The sequence below is a fragment of the Dyadobacter sp. Leaf189 genome (genome assembly GCF_001424405.1).
GTDB lineage: Bacteria > Bacteroidota > Bacteroidia > Cytophagales > Spirosomataceae > Dyadobacter.
On the sequence record NZ_LMPS01000006.1, the window covers coordinates 105,137 to 123,438 of the forward strand.

Sequence of the window (18,302 nt, forward strand, 5' to 3'; positions counted from 1 at the left end):
TTTTAAACTGATCATTACATTGAAAAAACATCTTACAAAGGGTCTGTTAATGGTTTTGATACTTGCCGGCAGCTGCATTCAAACAGCTGCCGCGCAGGCGCCTAATATCATTTTCATTATCGGCGACGATATCAGCTGGGACGATATCGGGGCTTATGGAAATAAAAAGATCAAAACACCGAACCTGGACCAGCTCGCGAAAGACGGGCTGCGGTTTACCAATATGTACCTCACGGCGAGCTCATGCAGTCCGAGCCGGAGCAGCATTCTTACAGGGCGTTATCCGCATAATACCGGGGCTGCCGAGTTGCATTCGCCTCTGCCGGCACATTTAAAGTATTTTCCGGAGCTGCTTAAAAAGCAGGGATATTTCTCGGCATTGGTCGGGAAATGGCATGAAGGCCCGAACACGCGGCGGGCTTACGATACGCTGCTGGTAGACCGCAAAGCCAACGGCGAAGGCGGCGAGTTGCAGTGGAACAACCTGCTGAAAGCGCGTCCGAAAAACAAACCGTTCTTCTTCTGGCTGGCACCTTTTGACGCACACCGGCCCTGGTCGGCGAAGACGGACGGACCTCAGCACGATCCTGCAACGGATATTGCTGTTCCGCCCACGCTCGTGGATACGAAGGAAACGCGGGAGGACCTGGCTTTTTACTACAATGAAATTGCACGGCTGGACAGGTATGTTGGTGAGTTGCGGCAGGAGCTGGAAAGGCAGGGAATTGCAGAGAACACGCTCATTATTTTCACAGCCGACAACGGAAGACCGTTTCCCGGCAGTAAGACGCGACTGTACGATGCGGGTGTAAAAACGCCGTTTATCGTGAGCTGGCCGACGGCGATCAAAGCGGGACAGGTTTGTGAAAGTCTGATCAGCAGCATTGATATTGCACCTACCCTGCTGGAAGTGGCGGGCGTAAAAACCGCGGAAACGATCCAGGGTACCAGTTTTGCGGCATTGTTTCAATCACCTGAAAAGGCATTTCGCAAGTACGTTTTTGCCGAACACAACTGGCACGATTACGCAGCTTACGAACGCTCCGTCCGGAGTAAAGATTTCCTGTATATCATTAACAAAAGACCTGAATGGGACAATGGAGGGCCGATCGATGCAAACCAGAGTCCCTCGGCAAAAGCACTGCAGGCGGCGAAGACCAGCGGCAAGCTGACCGTCCTTCAAAACGACGCATTGCTCAAACCGCGGCCGGCAGAGGAGTTTTTTGACAACCGGAAAGATCCGCTTCAAACCAAAAATGAGGCAGGTAACAAAACTTATGCAACTGAAATAAACGAGTTGCGCAGTGTGCTTAAACAATGGCAGGACGAAACCGGCGACACGGAACCGGCGAACCTCACGCCCGACTGGTACGACCGTGAAACCGGCGAACCCACAGCCAGTAAAGACAAACGCGGCGAAATGCCGGGAGGCGCAAAAAAAGCAGATCACATTCATCTAAAAGGCCCATTTTAATGAAAACTTATTTTCAAAAACCTATATTGTTCCTTATCGCCATACTGGCATTTCCAACAGCCAGAGCACAGGACAGGCCCGGCCAGGAAAGGCCTAACATTCTCTGGATCGTGAGTGAGGATAACAGTCCGCTTCTCGGTGCTTATGGCGATAAATATGCCAGTACGCCCAATCTGGACCAGTTTGCAACCCAGGGTGTATTGTATAAAAATGCATTTGCAACCGCGCCCGTTTGCGCGCCTTCCCGATCTACGCTGATTACCGGCATGTACCCGCCTTCAATGGGCACGGAGCACATGCGGAGCACTTACCCAGTCCCTGATTTCGTGAAATTTTTCCCGAGGTACCTGCGCCAGGCAGGGTATTACACGACGAATAATGCTAAAAAGGATTACAATACGGTCGATCAGACGGAGGCTTGGGACGAGTCGAGTGGAAAGGCTACTTACAGGAACCGCAAACCGGGCCAGCCGTTTTTCGCAGTGTTCAATCTTAATGTTTCGCACGAAAGCAGCATTCACACGCCGGTACCAGCTGAAAAGTTGAAACACGATCCTGAAAAAGCACCATTGCCGCCATACCACCCGAAAACCGAAGAAATGAAACACGACTGGGCGCAGTATTACGATAAGTTGGAGGAAATGGACCGGCAGTTTGGTGCGCTGCTGAAAGAGCTTGACGAACAGGGTTTGACAGAAAATACGATCGTATTTTATTATGCGGATAACGGCGGTGTCCTTGGTCGCAGCAAGCGGTTTGTCTATGAATCCGGGCTGCGCGTGCCGCTGATCATTCGTGTTCCTGAAAAGTACGCGCCGCTCGCGCCTGGTAAGCCCGGCAGCCAGACGGACCGCATTGTGACATTCCTCGATTTCGCTCCGAGCATTTTGAGTCTGGCGGGACTGGATATACCGGCCTATATGCAAGGCAAAGCCTTTTTGGGAAAACAACAGGTGAAAGAACGCGATTATGCATTCGGTTTTCGCGGGAGAATGGACGAGCGTACCGATCTTTCCCGTACTGTCCGCGACAAAAAATTCAGGTACATCCGCAACTATCTCCCTCATAAAATCTACGCGCAACATTTGGAATACCTGTGGAAGGCGCCTTCGATGCCTTCCTGGGAAGCCGAGTTTAAAGCAGGCCGACTGAATGCAGATCAATCCAGATTCTGGCAGGAAAAACCGGCTGAGGAGCTGTTTGATATCGAAAACGACCCGCATAATATCCACAACCTGGCTACTGATCCGAAGTATAAAAGTACACTGGCGAAACTGCGGGAGGTGAACCACAACTGGCTGATCGAGTCGAAAGATGTAGGTTTTATTCCCGAGGCGCTTCTAAGTAAAATCTCCGAAACCACGCCGCTTTTTGACTATGCCAAAAGTGGGAAGTATGATGTAAAAAAAGTGGTGGAAACAGCAGATATAGCTTCTTCACGCGACAAATCCAGGCTGAATGAAATTATCAAACGGTTGAGCGACAAAGATCCGGTGGTGCGGTACTGGGCTGTAACAGGCACAATTGTCCTGAAAAATGAAGCGGCTCCTGCCAAAAGCAAGCTGCTTACATTGCTCAGCGATCCTGAAATAGCTGTGAGGATTGCCGCAGCTGAGTCACTGCTTGCCTTAGGTGAGACTGAAAAGCCTGTACAAACGCTGAGTGAAGCGCTCAAAGACAGCAATCAGATGGCGCGGGTGCAGGCATTGAACGTACTCGAAACAATCGGCGCGAAAGCGCAACCTGCAGTCGCCAATGTAAAATCACTTTTGAAGGAAAACCAGAAGGATTCGGACTACGATGTGCGTGCGGCGAAACAGATCCTGGAACAGCTTAATAAATAAGTCAGTATGCAGAAGATCAACGTATTTGCTGCGTTGCTGATGATTTTGGCGGTTGGTCTTGCTGCGAACAGAAGCAAGCCGGCCGCTGAAAAGCGGCCCAATATCCTGTTTGTGATTTCAGACGACCAATCCTACCCGCACACGGGCGCCTACGGCGACAAAGCTGCGCGCACTCCTCATTTCGACCGGGTTGCCCGCGAAGGGATATTGTTTACCAATGCATTTGCAGCGTCGCCGGGGTGTAGTCCGTCGCGTGCGGCTTTATTGACGGGACTGAACTGTTGGCAGATCAAAGAGGCCGGCACCCATGCCAGCAGCTTCCCCGCCGAGTTCCAGGTTTTTCCTGACTTGCTTGAAAAGGCTGGGTATGCAGTGGGATTTACGGGGAAAGGCTGGGGACCCGGTGATTTTAAAGCTTCGGGAAGAAACAGAAATCCAGCAGGCAATGCATATCTGACCAAAAAACAACAGAGCCCGAAAGGGATCTCGGAGGTAGATTATGCCGGGAACTTCAAAGACTTTTTTGAACAAAAAGAATCCGGCAAACCATTCTTTTTCTGGCTGGGTACGCACGAGCCACACCGGACTTACCAGAAAGGAATTGGCGTAGCCAATGGATTTGAGATCGGCAAAGTGCAGGTGCCGCCTTTTCTTCCTGATGTTCCTGAAGTGCGCAGCGACATGCTCGACTATTTATATGAGATACAATGGTTTGACACGCAGTTGGGGAAAGTAATGGCGCAGCTTGAACAAGCCGGGGAGCTGGATAATACGCTGATCGTTGTGACGGCCGATAACGGAATGTCATTCCCGCGCGCCAAGGCCAATGTGTATGAATACGGCATTCACGTGCCGCTGGCGGTGCGTTGGGGCAACGAGATCCCTAAGGGTGTGGTGGCTAAGGACATCGTAAGTCTGGTGGATCTGTATGCGACCTTTCTGGAAGTAGGAAAGGCAGGTTCGCCTTCTTACCCAACGGAGAGCAAAAGCTTGCTACCACTTTTGAAAACAGGTAAGGGGCAACGCATTGCGGCATTTGCATCAAGGGAGCGACATTCCTCTTCCCGGTACAACAATATGGGTTATCCGCAAAGAAGCATTCGGACTGACCGGTACCTTTTCATCCGGAACTACAAACCCGAACGCTGGCCTGCGGGCGATCCCACCAAACTGGATTCAAATGGAAAGCTGGAAGCTGTAAATACTGCATTTCACGACATTGACGAATCGGCCGATAATATCGTGATCCGCGATTGGAAAAAACCGGAGATCGCGCCGTTTTTCCACCTGGCAGTTGACAAGCGGCCGGCAGAAGAATTTTATGATGTTATCAAAGATCCTGGCTGTTTGAATAATCTGATTCATGATAAAAAGCTTACTCGGGAAGTGAGCCGACTGAGAAATGACCTTAAAAGCTACCAGCTCGCTACGAAGGATCCGCGGGAAATGGGGAACGGCGACTATCTCGAATCATTTCCGCGCCTGAATGGAGAGATCCGTAATTTCCCCAGGCTCGACTGATCAGCTTATACCCAAACAAAAAATAGTGGCCTGCGTGGGTAAGTTCAGCTTTGAACTTTGAATAATTGCGTAATTTCAGGCTCTTAACCTACATCCGACAGGATTTTACACTATTAAAACCGGTGCGTTATCTGGTATTGTTTATCCTGTTTACAGGCCCGGTGCTTCGCGCTTCCGCACAGTCGGCCGACACGCTCAGGCGCGAGCTCACGATTGATTTCGAAGTAAGACCGCGATTTGAGTTCCGGGACAATTTCATGCTATCCCCTGCGGATTCTGTCATGCCGGAGCTTTACACCACCCAGCGTAACAGACTTACCATCAACTACAAAACCCGCCGTTTCAGGTTTCATGCATCTCCGCAGGAGATACACGTTTGGGGCAAAGCCGGGAAGTTTTCTCACGTGGGCGGGATCAATGCATTTGAGCTGTTTGCCGAGCCGATACTGGCCAAAAACTTTTCGGTCAGGATTGGCCGCCAGGCTTTATCGCTTGATAACGGCAGGTTATTTTCGGCAGCCCCGTGGAGTCAGCAGAGCCGGTCGCATGAGGGTATCCGGTTTTTATACGCTGGCAAATGGAACACCGACCTCACAGTTGCATTCACAAGACCATACAGTAAACGGTTCGAAGCCGCTTACTCACCTGTTTCGTCCCATCAGTACAAGCTGCTGGTAGTTCACCATCTTAAATATCAGTTTAAAAACAAGCTGACGCTGACCACGATCAATGCAGTTGATGTATTTGAAAAACCGGCTGAGGCGAAGCAGTACTATCAACGTGTAACCAATGGCGGGCGGGTGGAATATGCGCGCGGTTGGCTCTACGGGACTGTCAATGCGTGTTATCAATACGGGCGCACAGCCAGCAACAAACAGATCCGGGCTTACTATATCCAGCCCGAAATCAGCATCAATGCAGCCAGAACCGCATTCCGGCTCGGCGCCGAGGTACTGAGCGGCGACAAGGCAGGCACTCCCCTGTCGGTGTCCCACTCCTTTGTGCCGCTTTACGGAGTGGCGTGGAAATTCATGGGAAATATGAACCTGTTTACCCGCTTTCCTGCCGATGTGAATGAAAAAGGTTTGCTGAATCCCTATCTCTTTATTATTCACCAGGCGGGCAAAAAGTTGTCTTTTCGCGCCGATGCACATCTTTTCTACGCACAACATTCCCTTCCAAAACTCGGCGACCAGCTCGCAGGCAAATACCTCGGCTTCGAGAGTGATCTTTCTCTCAATTACAAACCTGTTAAGAACCTGGAAATCATCTACGGCTTCTCATTTACATTCGCGGAAAAACGCATGGAGCTGCTGAAAAAAGTACCTGACGCCAGCAAAATCCCTGTCTGGAGCTACCTGATTATTTCCTACACACCACGGCTGCTTCACGTATGGAAGTAGTTTCTTATCAGCATATATAGTTCCCTTTCGCAGCACGCCAGTAATTCAGGATAAAAATATCTGATATATAAAGTATATTTATATATAAATTTTATTTTGGTATAAAATCAAATATCAACCTGAACACTGCACTTATGCTTTCTCATTACCTGACTCTCTCCTGGCGCCGGATGTGGCGGGAACGCCGGGTCAACCTGATCCGGATCGGCAGCCTGAGCCTTGGCTTCGCGAGCGGACTGGTTATCTTTTTAGTAGTGAATTACATGCTGAGCTTCGACAGGTACCATCCTCACATGGACCGGTCTTACTGGGTGGTGACTGACGTAAAACGGGAGTCCGTCATGCAAACGGACGCAGCGCCCCGCCCGCTGGCAGAGGTATTGCGCAGGGACTATCCCTTCGTAGAAAGCGCGGTGCGACTGGAAACTTTCTTCGGGCGGACGATCAGCGTTCCCAACGAAAAGGGACGAGCTGCAAAGAAGTTTAGCGAAGCGCGCAATATGTGTTTCACCGAGCCCCAGTATTTTGATCTGTTTGGTGTGGAATGGGTGAGCGGCGATCGCAAAACCGCATTGGCGTCGCCCAACACGATCGTACTCAGCGAGCGATATGCCGAAAAGTACTTCAACACAAAGCGGGCGCTGGGACGCACATTGCGGCTGGACAACCGTGTAGACCTTACCGTAACGGGCATTATCAAAAACCCGCCTTCCAATACCCAGCTGCGCTACGATGCACTGGTATCCTACGCGAGTATTTCAGGTCTGGAATCGCCCAAGGCGCTGCTGGACTGGCAGGGACTTCAAAGTATGTGTTTTGTGCTGCTGCGCGACGGTACCGGAAAACAGCAGCTTACAGGCGCATTGGATGCAGTGCGCAAGAAGCATTTGCCGGCCAAAGAAGCTGCAAATTTCGCTTACCACGTTTTTCCATTGGAAGACCTCAATCATGAACGCAGCGGAATGGCGCCGCGGCCGGTCCTGTATGCATTGATGGCGGTGGGTTTGTTACTGGTGGCTGCTTCCTGCATTAACTATATCAACCTCGCTACCGCACAGGCATTACAGCGGGCGCGTGAGGTGGGTGTGCGCAAAGTGGTGGGTAGCAACAGATTTCAGCTGCTCAGACAATTTATGCTCGAAACTGCATTGCTCACGGTCGCGGCTGTGTTGTTTGCATTGCTGCTTACGCAAATGGCGATGCCGCTTGTCAACCAGACCCTCACCGATCAGGATCAAACGCTTCATCCTGATATTTCCATTCTTCACTTGCTGGAGCCTGGCGCATTGCTCTGGTTTGGTGCGCTGGTGCTTGGTGTGATGCTGCTCGCGGGGCTGTATCCTTCCTGGATCTTGTCCGGTTTCGATCCGGCCAAGGCGCTGGCTGGTCAGCTTACGCGTGCAAAAGGCGGCTTCACCGTCAGGCGTACACTGATCACCGGGCAGTTTCTGCTGACACAGCTTTTCCTGATCATCGTGCTGGTGATCACAGCCCAGCTCCGGCACATGCGGAAAGTGGACTGGGGTTTTCGGCACGATAACATCCGCGTGGTGTGGCTGCCGCAGCAAGGCAGTGTACCGCGCGACCAATTGCGCGAAACCTGGCTGAATGTACCAGGGATAGAAGCTGTTACATTCGCAAGCGATCCGCCGGTATCCCCTTACAACAGACCCATCCCGTTTAGCTATCACATTGCTACCGAGCCGGAAGCATTTGAAACAAGAGTGCGCGCAGCAGATGAAAATTACCTGTCCACTTTTGGGTTGTCGCTCGTTGCAGGGCGTAACTTCAATGTAAGTGACACAGCCGCTCAGGAAGTGATGGTGAACGAAACGCTGGTGCGGCAGCTTGGCGTATCGCCGGTGAGCGCGGTGATTGGTAAAAGAATGCGCGTGAAAGATGGTGACCGCACGATTGTAGGTGTTGTGAAGGATTTCCGCTCCGGCGACCTGCACCAGCCGATACTGCCTGTAACCCTGATCCACGATTTGCAGCATACCGCAATGGCCGTACTTACGCTCTCTCCCAAATATCCGGCAGGTACCGAACAAAGCATCCAGGCAGCCTGGGACGAGACGCTACCCGACCAGATCTATAAATCCGACCTGCTGAATGACCTGCTGAATTCATTTACCAGAATGGAGCGCCTGCTTGCGGGTTTTGTGCAGATTTTCGCATTAATCGCCGTGGCCACAAGCTGTCTCGGACTTTACGGTTTGATCACATTTATGGCTGAAAAGCGGGCGAAGGAAATCGGCGTACGTCGGGTGCTGGGTGCGCGTACAGAGCAGTTACTCTGGGTTTTCGGGAAGGAGTTTGCGCGATTGCTTGTAGTCGGCTTCCTGCTGGCTGCTCCCCTTGGCTGGTGGCTTACCTCCGGCTGGCTGCAGCAATATGCGCACCGCATTCAGCTTAGTGCGTGGTTGTTGTTCGCGACATTGGGGCTTATGGCATTTATAACCATTGCGACCGTGATAGGACACGCGTTGAAAGCCGCATCGGCGAACCCGGTGAAATACCTGCGTGCAGAATAGCATTTGATCACCCGATACACATTCCGCGATCGTGCTGCGAAGCTACCTGTCCGGCACGATCGCCGGGAATGTGACAGTAAATGTAGTTCCCAGTCCAAGACCCGGGCTGCTTACCTGCACGTCGCCGCCGTGTAGCTCTACCAGTTGTTTTACCATTGACAATCCGAGCCCCAGTCCACCCTGAGAGCGGTCAATGGCCACGTCAATCTGATAAAATGTTTCGAAAATATCTTCGAGATGTTCTCCGGAGATCCCTAATCCATCATCCTGAATCTGCATCATCACCTGATCGCCCCATTGCGCCACGCGCACGTGAACATGCCCGGCGGGCAGGGTGAATTTAGCGCCGTTGTTGAGCAGGTTATTGATGATCTGCATAATTCGCGTGATATCCCCATTGATAAAAATCGCGTGATCCGGCAGGTCGACAGTCAGTACGCGGTTAGCGGAATCAAACATCGGCCGGGACATTTCAATGGCCCGGGTGGTGACTGCTACCAGGTCGATTGGCTCAGGGCGCAAAGCAATTTTACCTTTGACAATCCGCGTCATATCGAGCAGGTCATTGACCAGCCGAACCATGTGGTCCACCTGCCTCGACAACATTTCAAGTGACGAAGTCAGGGATTGATCATGGCCGTGGGTCATTTTGAGGATATGAATTACATTGCGGATCGGCGCGAGCGGGTTGCGGAGTTCGTGTCCCAGCATCGCCATAAATTCGTCTTTACGCCGGTCGGCCTCCCGGAGCGCAAGTTCCATCTGCTTTCTCTGAGTGAGATCCCGGGCTACCTTGACGAACCCGATGAGTTTGTTATCAGGATTATAGAGCGGCGCCATCACACCCGACAGATACACGAGTGATCCGTCTTTCCGCTTGTGGTAACGTTCGTCGAGTGCCCGGCCTTCGCGCCAGGCAGTAGCCCGCTCCTCTTCATGCTCACCGTCAATGCGGTCCTGTTCCGTGAATATAAGTGCGTCGGGCTGGCCGACTGCTTCTGTTTCGGTGTAGCCAAAAATATGCTGCGCGCCCGAGTTCCAGCTGGTGATAATCCCATCGGGATCGTGCGTAATGATCGCATGGTCTACAATACTTTCTACCAATATCCGCAACCTTTCCTCTGATTCCCTCAATGCCTCTACCGAGCGCCTCTCCCGGGTGGGCAGGTTCTGAACCAACATGTCGAAACGGTCTTCACTTTCCTGCTTTGCAGCTGCCCCGGATATTTTATGATCGGGAATAGCTACGAGGCAACCAATCCATTTCTCTATTGTATCCTTTTCCCCACTTACAGGTATCATTCTCACACTGGTCAATTTCCATCCTCCGCCAGCCTGCTGCACCCGAAAGCCCGCATTGAGTGGCTGACCTGTCGCAAGTGCCTCTTCCCATACCGCTGCTGCGTCGCGCTGCTCGGCGGGGTGAACTGCCGCCAACCAACCCGATTGCAGCCATTGATCGGGCGTCTGCCCGGTATATGCGCGCCAGGATGGCGAATCTGCATTAACATTCCCCCTCCCATCAGTCTCCCAGATTGCCTGCGCAAGAGCTGACACAACGGCCACAGAATCTTCGGCCGAAAGTGGTCCGGGTTCTGGTTCATACATTGATTGTATTTCCATATTCTGCCTGCGATTAAGGTCGTATTCGTCTTCAACTTGTCGGCACGCAGGCTCTTATAAATTTTGTACCAAAAAAGAATACGATTCTTCAATGGCTCCATTGTAACTCCCAATTATTTACCTGGCAAATTGCACGCTGACCATATTCTTTTGACTATTTTCGCCCTTCTTCCCTATCAGTTACATTTGAATGACGTCAAAAACACGGACAGCTTGTCTGGTGATCCTGCTATTAGTCAGTTCAACCAGCATCTTTGCGCAGCATCTGGCGCAGCGGCAATTATTTCTTAAAAACAGGGTACTGTCTCTGTCTGCAGGTATTCCAGACGAAATGGGATTCAACAATCGCAGGTTACAGGAACAGGAAAATGGCAAATTCCTGATGATTATCCAGTTTGATAGCATTCCTGGTGAAACCGTTTTATCCTATCTAAAAAGTAACGGGATTGAAGTGCTGGACTACATTCCCGACTACGCGTATACAACTACAGTAACAGCACGGATCAACAGGGAGGTACTTGAAAAAGCGGGAGTAAGGGCCATCTTCAGGCTGGGGATCGAGGATATACTTCACCCTTTGCTGCAGCCGGGGTTCATTCCTGAGCATGCCAAGAAAGTGGCCGGGAAGGCGGATGTGACATTGAGCTTTGCAAGGTCTTTTACATTTGATGAGGTGATCAGAGATATCCAGAAAAGCGGCTTTGAGGTGCTTTCTGACAAATTGAAATCTTACCAGCTCCTTGAAGTAAGAGTCTCCGAAGATAGTTTACAGCACCTTGCTGCATTTCCCTGGGTACAATATCTTGCGCCAGTCCAGCCGCCTTCCGAAATGCTGAATGATAAAAGTACAGCAAGCACCAAAGCGAATGTACTGGGTTCAACAGCACTCCTGGGGTACCAGCTGACAGGCGAGGGTGTTGTGCTTGGTCTGGGTGATGATTCCAATCCTTTGCTCCATCCGGACATCGGGCGCCGAGTGATCAATTATGATATGCTTAACAATACCTGGCACGGGATACATGTGGGTGGGATCGCCGCCGGGTCAGGACTGCTCAACGAGAAGTACAAAGGGTATGCTCCGCAATCCAAAATTGTATTCCGTCGCAGGTCCGACATCGTGTTTAACGCTCCTGAGTTTGTGCGGGATTACGGCATGGTAGTTACCAGCAATACCTACCCGGGCGGAAGTGGTTGCGGCACGTTTGGCACATACACTTATGACTCACCCATACTGGATCAACAAGCTTTCGAACTCCCGCATTTGCAACATATTTTTGCTGCCGGGAATAGTGGCATGGAAACAAACTGTCAGGTGTCGCCGGCGGGTTACGGTACCGTTCTTGGTACTTTTCAGTCCGCTAAAAACGTGCTGACCGTGGGCATGACACAGGCAAACTTGCTCATTAACCCAACTTCATCGAAAGGCCCGGTCGCAGATGGACGGATCAAACCGGAAATTACTGCGCCGGGAAGCGCCATTTTTTCAACGATACCGGGCAACACGTACCAAAGTGCTTCCGGTACGAGCATGGCCACACCGGCTGTTACCGGTGGAGCGGCTTTACTTTACCAGCGGTACCGGCAGCTGAATCAGGGCCAAAATCCTAAAAATGCATTGATGAAGGCGCTGATTACCAATGGTGCCTCTGACCAGGGCTTGCCGGGGCCAGACTATACCTACGGGTTTGGGCTCATGAACCTGCTGCGCTCGGTTACCATTCTGGACAAAGGCCATTTCTTCTCCGGTACCGTCACGCATGCTGTCACGAATACCCACCAGATCGTTGTTCCGGCAAATACCGCCAAATTGAAGGTGCTCATTTACTGGAATGATCCCGCACCATCTGTACTCGCGGGCGGAAGTGCATTGGTAAACAACCTGGATTTATCCGTTATCAGACCCGACAACACCAAAATGCGGCCAGTCTTTCCTTCGGCAGCGGACCCGACAGCGGCGGCTAAGTCGGGCATTGATTCGTTAAATAATATCGAGCAGATTTTCGTGGATGCACCCGCGCCGGGAACCTATACAGTTGAAGTTGCGGCAACAAGGATCCCGCAGGGGGTACAGGAATATTTCATTGTTTACGATGTGATAGAACCGTCACTGACTCTCACCTACCCGCTGGCAGGAGAGCATTTGACGAAAGGTGATGCACTTAATATATGCTGGGAGTCTTACGGAGATGCGACCAGCACTTTCAAAGTGTCGTACTCACTGAATGACGGAGCGGCCTGGACAACGCTGAATGCCAATGTTGCAGCAGACCAGCGTCAATTGCCCTGGACAGTGCCGGATGCTGCAACGGGCAAGGCAAAGGTAAAAATAGAGCGGAACGGCAGCAGCAACGTGAGCGGCGCTTTTGCTATCATCGGCGTCCCTTCCGTCACACTTCAATCTGCACAATGTGAAGGGTACATTGCATTACAATGGAATGCTGTGAACGGGGCTTCTGATTATGAAGTGATGTTTTCACTCGGTGGCGAAATGAAGTCGGCTGCAATTACAAATGCATTGAAATACACCTTATCAGGACTTTCGCTGGACTCTGTTTATTATGTATCAGTCAGGGCGCGAAAAGATCAGGTGCCCGGGCGACGCTCGTTTGCCGTTATCAGAAAACCGGATTCGGGTACCTGCGCAGGAAGTATCTCTGACAATAATCTTAAATTGGAAGCCGTACTCTCTCCGCTTCCAAATGCCAGAAAGTTTACCTACGCCGCCTACTTACCCGAGCATTCCATTCAGATACGGATCAAAAACCTCGACGATCAGCCGCAGGCGGGACCTTATGAAGTGGGTTACTCACTGGGGGGAGCAATGCATTGGGAAACTGTGAATACGCCGCTGGCAGCACTGGCAAGTGCTGACTACACTTTTCAGAAAAAGGCGGATCTGGCTTCCCTGCACGAGGGTACATTACTCGTGCGCCTCCGACTTGCCGGTGATCCAGTGCAAGAAAATGATTCTCTTGCAATTGGTCTCAGGCAATTACCGAATCCAAAAGTGGTATTACCTTATGTACATCATGCCGGCTCTCTTCCTGCAATGGATGTCCGCGAAACCAGAATGGCACTTCAAGGTGCGGGGGAGTATGATTTTATCAGGGTAAACGGTGAAGGCCGGCTTAGGACAGCGGATAGTTCAAAGATATGGTCATCAACACAGGTCGCATTTATCCTCGACAAAACGCGTAACGATACTGAAAAAGTCCGGAGCTATTTGGAAGGAACTTATAACCTGTCAGATTATCACGTACAGGATGACGAAGTGAGGCTTACTTTCAGACACCAATATTCATACTCCTACTACCACGACTTTAACAGGGTGTACATTCGCGGCGGCGGCAATGATCCCTGGATCCTGGCCTATGTCCGCGATGCCGGGACCTACGGCGAGTTTGAGGATTGGTTCAAGCTGGTGTCTGTCGATGTTACCCCATTGCTTCGAACTAACGGACAGGATTTCTCAGCCGGGTTTCAGGTCAGATGGGCAGCCGAGGCATTCAATACCTACCCGGAGGATGGTTTTATCGTTGACAATATTAAGTTGTTCAAAACGACCAGCGATGTCGAGCTCGTCCGGTTGCATGTGCCTCCGGTATCCCCTTGTGAATCTGCCGCTCCTGCGTCGCTCGACGTAGTGTTGAGGAATAACGGCAGCGACAATAATGTCAATGTCCCGGTCAAAATGTCCGTTGATGGTAAAGTTTCCGAACATACCATTGATATCATCAGAAAGGGTGATAGCACTGTGGTGAGATTGTATTACCCAACTGAGATTTATACATCGGGAAAGCACCTCGTCAGAGTTTGGTCAGACAAAGGATCCGACATTAACCGGGCAAATGATACCCTGGAAGTTGAGCTCTTTACAGCAGCAACAATCTCCATTGACAACACGCACCTGGAAAACTTTGAGCTGGGTAACGGCGGGTGGTTCACAGAGGGAGACCATTCATTGTGGCAGTTTGTCACGCCCGAAGCAACCGGGGAAAGTGTAGCCGGAAGTGGAAATAATGCATGGAAGACAGACCCCGAAGGTGCCGGCAGCAACAGCGAATCCTATCTGTACTCCCCCTGCTTTAATATGAACTCGTATCCGTTGCACCTGAGTTTCAGCGCGAAAATAGATATGGAAGATTGCGATGGGAATGCTTGTGATATGCTGTACTTAGAGTACAATTCGGGATACGGATGGTACCGGGTGGGTACCAATGGAGATGGGACAAATTGGTATAATCAGCAAAAAGATGGACTTGGTCATTGGAGCGGAAAAGTAGCAACCGGATGGCGCGTATTTACGACTACTTTGCCTTACCAATCCAATTTGCGGCTCCGTTTTGTTATTAAAACAAACAGTAATGTTGCCAAACGGAATATCGTCATTGACGACGTTCATATTTACAGCATGCCCTACCATATCTATGATGGTAGTTCTAGTACATTCGATATGGGTCCTTCCTATTTATCCAATGGCGGATGGGTTCCTTATTTCATTAACGATAAGATCGCTATGGCGATCGAGCCCCGAGGGCAGAACACCGAGCGCATTGGTCTTAACACTTATTTCAATGAGGGCGCGTTGCAATTCAGTAAAGATCAGTTGATCCTTGACAGGAATTGGGTGATTAATACGGATGCGGATCTTGATAATCCCGTTGGTGTCCGGTTGTACCTTCCGGAGACGACCATCGAGCGACTGGTAACTGACACAGCATACCCGGACCTGGTCAAGCCCGCATCCGTTTACGACCTGAGCCTGACGAAATACGCGGGCCCAAATCAGGATGGAGATCTGGGCAACAATGCAAATGAAGGATGGGACTATTTTCCTGCTGACAAAGTCAAAAAAGTCCCCTATCGGAACGGGTATTATCTCGAATTTGAAACAAAGACTTTTTCGGAATTCTGGCTGGCGAAAAGCTATATTGGTACGGGCACGCCTTTGCCTGCCGAGCTGATCAGTTTTACTGCAGAAAAAATCCATTCAGGGGAGCATACGGCCGTCCAGTTGAAATGGGCGACTGCTGAGGAGAAGGCGTTCGGTCACTTTGTAGTCCAGGTGGCAGTAGGTTCGGAAAACGCAAAAAAGGGATTATTTGCTGATCTTGGCATCGTGAAAGGCAAAGCAATGCCGGGTGTGCAGCAGTACGCTTTCGCTGACGACAAATCCACCTTAAACAACACACATTATTATCGTTTGAAAATGGTTGATGTCGACGGTAGCTTTGAATTTTCCTCGGTGCGGGCAGTGATTTTTAATACTTCAACAGCATGGCGCATCTTCCCGAATCCATCACGGGACATTTTCAGGCTTGAACCGCAGGGCGTAGTAAAAGGACCTGTTGAGATCGAAGTGATTGATCTCTCGGGTAAAGTTCGCAAGCAAATGAAATTCCGGGAAGTTACATCTGCTCTGGATATTCAGCTCGGGACACCAGACCTGCCTGGCGGCCTTTACCTGCTCAATGTTAAATCAAACGAAGGAGAAGTGCGGCTTAGAGTCATGAAGGAGTAGCGAGACGTGCGTGGACAAACCCATTACAGAAAATCTGCTTTTAATGCGGGCAGAGCCGGATTCTTTCGCCCAAAGGGCATAAATTGGCATTCAGATGCAAACATTTAAATGATAATTGATCACATGAGTACAAATGAAAATGCTGCTGCACAGGCAGTTCCTATTTCAAAAGCTTTGGTTTCCAACGGGTTCTTGTTTATTTCAGGTCAGATCGGCTCGGCTGGCGGACAGCTCGTGACTACCTCTTTCCAGGATGAGGTTAGACAGGTATTTACAAATATCGAGACGATACTTACTGAGCACAACCTGACTTTCAGCCACATTGTGAGCGTGACGGTATATCTGACCGATATGCGGTATTTCGACGAGCTGAATGCGGTTTACCAGACCTATTTCACCGACCGTTTTCCAACCCGCACCTGCATTGCCGTAGCAGGTTTGCCGAAGCAGGCACGCGTTGAATTAACTACTATGGCGAGCCTGAAGTTAGAAGCTAACTAGAACTGAAAAGGCTTAATACGAATAGCAGTAAAGCAGGATAAGTCTGGTACCGGTTCTCTTCAGTACTTTGGATACAGCTTACCCCGTTTTGGAAACACTTGCCATTTATCCTGCCCCGACCTTTGCATTGAACTAACAAACAAGTACAATGCAAAGGACAATTTTTATCACCGGGGCTTCTTCCGGACTGGGAAAGGCAACTGCAAAATTATTTCAAAGTGAAGGCTGGTATGTGATCGCGACCATGCGAAATCCCGCGAATGAAACGGAATTGGCAGCACTGGAAAACGTGACCATTCTTCCGCTCGATGTTACCGATCCTGAGCAAATACAAGCTACTGTCGCGCAAGCGACGGCTATCAGAAATATTGACGTAGTCTTCAACAATGCAGGTTACGGGCTGATGGGCGCGCTGGAAGCGTTAACTGAGGAGCAGATACTCAGACAAATCAATACCAATCTTCTGGGTGTGATCCGTGTTACAAAAGCTTTTGTTTCGCATTTTCGGGAGCAAGGAGGCGGGCTTTTCATTAATACCACTTCCATGGGCGGACTTTTCGGATTTCCACTGCATTCGATTTACCATGCTACCAAATTCGCCGTCGAAGGCTGGGCCGAAGGCATGTCTTTTGAACTCGCCCCGCATCATATTGGTATTAAAACCATCGCGCCGGGCGCTTTCGCGACGGAATTTCTGGGCAGGTCGCTGGACAGGAATTCGCATCCTGCGTATGTGGAGCTCGAAGACAAATTATTCACGAATATTGATACAATGATGGAGGCGGCATTGACCCCGGCACAGGTTGCTGCTATCGTTTTTGAAGCTGCTACCGATGGCAAAGACCAGGTGCGTTACCTGGCCGGGGCCGACGCCAATGCATTGTATGCACGTCGCCTGGCCATTGGCTCGGAAGCATTCAGACAGGAAATCCGGGATCAGTTTTTTGAATAAAACAGCATGAAGACAATCCATTCCATTACCGAATTCCACCGGCTCCACGCATTGCCGGAGCCGCAGCATCCGCTGATCAGCGTGATCAATGTGGCGGATATGCGGTTTACCGATCGCGATCTCTGGCGACAGTTTGTGCTGCAATTCTACTGCGTGTCGCTGAAAAGAGGGATTATCGGGAAGGTTCGGTACGGGCAGCAGTATTTCGATTTCGATAAAGGTTTGATGACGTTTGTAAGCGCCGGGCAGGTGCAATCCCTGGAAACAGCGGAAGATGCGATCCTGGATCCTGATTTCGGTACCGGCCAGGCGCTCTTTTTTCATCCTGAGTTTTTGTACAAACATCCGCTCGCGGCCACGATCAGGAACTATGGATTTTTCTCCTATTCCCTGCACGAGGCGCTGCATTTATCCGAGAAAGAAGAGCAGAACATGCAAGCCGTTTTCCTGAAAATCGCCGAGGAACTGGTTCACATTGACCGCCATACCCAGGAAATCGTGCTATCCCAGATTGACCTGCTGCTGAATTATAGCAACCGTTTTTACGAGCGGCAGTTCATCACCAGAAAGTCCGTCAACCACGATCTTCTGACCAAAATGGAAAACGTGCTGAATGCTTATTTCGATGAGCAGGCACCGGTCAACAACGAACTTCCGACGGTGGAGTATCTGGCCGGGCAGCTCCATTTGTCGCCGCATTACCTGAGCGACATGCTCCGCTCTCTCACCGGCCAGAATGCTCAGCAGCACATTCACGAAAAGCTGATCGAAAAAGCGAAGCAATATCTGAGTACCACCAATTTGTCGGTTGCCGAAATCGCGTACCAATTGGGGTTTGAATACGCGCAATCATTTAACAAGTTATTCAAGCGAAAAATGAATGTGTCGCCATTAGAATTCAGGCGGTCATTTAATTAAGCGTGCATTGT

The 18,302-nt window shown here is 50.5% G+C and carries 10 protein-coding genes; 9 read left to right on the forward strand and 1 reads right to left on the reverse strand.

All coding sequences use genetic code 11. The features are described 5' to 3' along the window. Positions 1-19 precede the first annotated feature (19 nt). From ASG33_RS18895 to ASG33_RS18915, 5 genes are all read left to right on the forward strand, one after another. Positions 20-1,474 (forward strand): sulfatase, encoded by a 1,455-nt coding sequence (locus tag ASG33_RS18895; RefSeq protein ID WP_082489315.1) that lies wholly within the window; start codon positions 20-22, stop codon positions 1,472-1,474. Continuing rightward, positions 1,474-3,318 carry a sulfatase-like hydrolase/transferase gene (locus tag ASG33_RS18900; RefSeq protein ID WP_056288942.1) on the forward strand — a complete coding sequence of 615 codons (1,845 nt, stop codon included), beginning with the start codon at positions 1,474-1,476 and terminating at the stop codon, positions 3,316-3,318. Before ASG33_RS18895 ends, ASG33_RS18900 begins: the two co-directional genes overlap by 1 nt. A 6-nt stretch (positions 3,319-3,324) precedes the next feature. Then, positions 3,325-4,839, forward strand: a complete 1,515-nt coding sequence (locus ASG33_RS18905; protein WP_056288946.1) for a sulfatase — start codon at positions 3,325-3,327, stop codon at positions 4,837-4,839. 65 nt (positions 4,840-4,904) lie between these two features. Next, positions 4,905-6,242 (forward strand): alginate export family protein, encoded by a 1,338-nt coding sequence (locus tag ASG33_RS18910; protein WP_229238736.1) that lies wholly within the window; start codon positions 4,905-4,907, stop codon positions 6,240-6,242. Between the two features lie 134 nt (positions 6,243-6,376). Next, positions 6,377-8,776, forward strand: a complete 2,400-nt coding sequence (locus ASG33_RS18915) for an ABC transporter permease (RefSeq protein WP_056288948.1) — start codon at positions 6,377-6,379, stop codon at positions 8,774-8,776. A 42-nt stretch (positions 8,777-8,818) separates the two neighbouring features. On the opposite strand, the gene ASG33_RS18920 is transcribed toward ASG33_RS18915, so the two are convergent. Then, the gene (locus ASG33_RS18920; RefSeq protein ID WP_082489316.1) at positions 8,819-10,399 is read right to left on the reverse strand and encodes an ATP-binding protein; all 1,581 of its coding nucleotides are present in this window, start codon (positions 10,397-10,399) and stop codon (positions 8,819-8,821) included. A 190-nt stretch (positions 10,400-10,589) separates the two neighbouring features. Here ASG33_RS18920 and ASG33_RS18925 point away from each other — a divergent pair, with 190 nt between their 5' ends. From ASG33_RS18925 to ASG33_RS18940, 4 genes are all read left to right on the forward strand, one after another. After that, entirely contained in the window at positions 10,590-15,920 is a 5,331-nt protein-coding gene (locus ASG33_RS18925) for a S8 family serine peptidase (protein ID WP_056288956.1), read from the forward strand. Between the two features lie 123 nt (positions 15,921-16,043). Beyond that, positions 16,044-16,421, forward strand: coding sequence for a RidA family protein (locus ASG33_RS18930; protein ID WP_056288959.1), 378 nt, complete (start codon positions 16,044-16,046; stop codon positions 16,419-16,421). A 148-nt stretch (positions 16,422-16,569) separates the two neighbouring features. Continuing rightward, complete coding sequence (locus tag ASG33_RS18935; protein ID WP_056288963.1) at positions 16,570-17,373, forward strand: SDR family oxidoreductase; 804 nt, start codon at positions 16,570-16,572, stop codon at positions 17,371-17,373. Positions 17,374-17,379: 6 nt separating this feature from the next. Beyond that, positions 17,380-18,291, forward strand: a complete 912-nt coding sequence (locus tag ASG33_RS18940) for an AraC family transcriptional regulator (protein WP_056288967.1) — start codon at positions 17,380-17,382, stop codon at positions 18,289-18,291. Positions 18,292-18,302 lie beyond the last annotated feature (11 nt).

What these genes read in the sequence shown, in the direction of transcription:
- ASG33_RS18925 (WP_056288956.1), top strand. Translation starts at nt 10,590, where the DNA reads ATGACGTCAAAAACACGGACAGCTTGTCTGGTGATCCTGCTATTAGTC.
- ASG33_RS18935 (WP_056288963.1), top strand. Translation starts at nt 16,570, where the DNA reads ATGCAAAGGACAATTTTTATCACCGGGGCTTCTTCCGGACTGGGAAAG.
- ASG33_RS18930 (WP_056288959.1), top strand. Translation starts at nt 16,044, where the DNA reads ATGAGTACAAATGAAAATGCTGCTGCACAGGCAGTTCCTATTTCAAAA.
- ASG33_RS18920 (WP_082489316.1), bottom strand. Translation starts at nt 10,399, where the DNA reads ATGGAAATACAATCAATGTATGAACCAGAACCCGGACCACTTTCGGCC.
- ASG33_RS18915 (WP_056288948.1), top strand. Translation starts at nt 6,377, where the DNA reads ATGCTTTCTCATTACCTGACTCTCTCCTGGCGCCGGATGTGGCGGGAA.
- ASG33_RS18905 (WP_056288946.1), top strand. Translation starts at nt 3,325, where the DNA reads ATGCAGAAGATCAACGTATTTGCTGCGTTGCTGATGATTTTGGCGGTT.
- ASG33_RS18940 (WP_056288967.1), top strand. Translation starts at nt 17,380, where the DNA reads ATGAAGACAATCCATTCCATTACCGAATTCCACCGGCTCCACGCATTG.
- ASG33_RS18900 (WP_056288942.1), top strand. Translation starts at nt 1,474, where the DNA reads ATGAAAACTTATTTTCAAAAACCTATATTGTTCCTTATCGCCATACTG.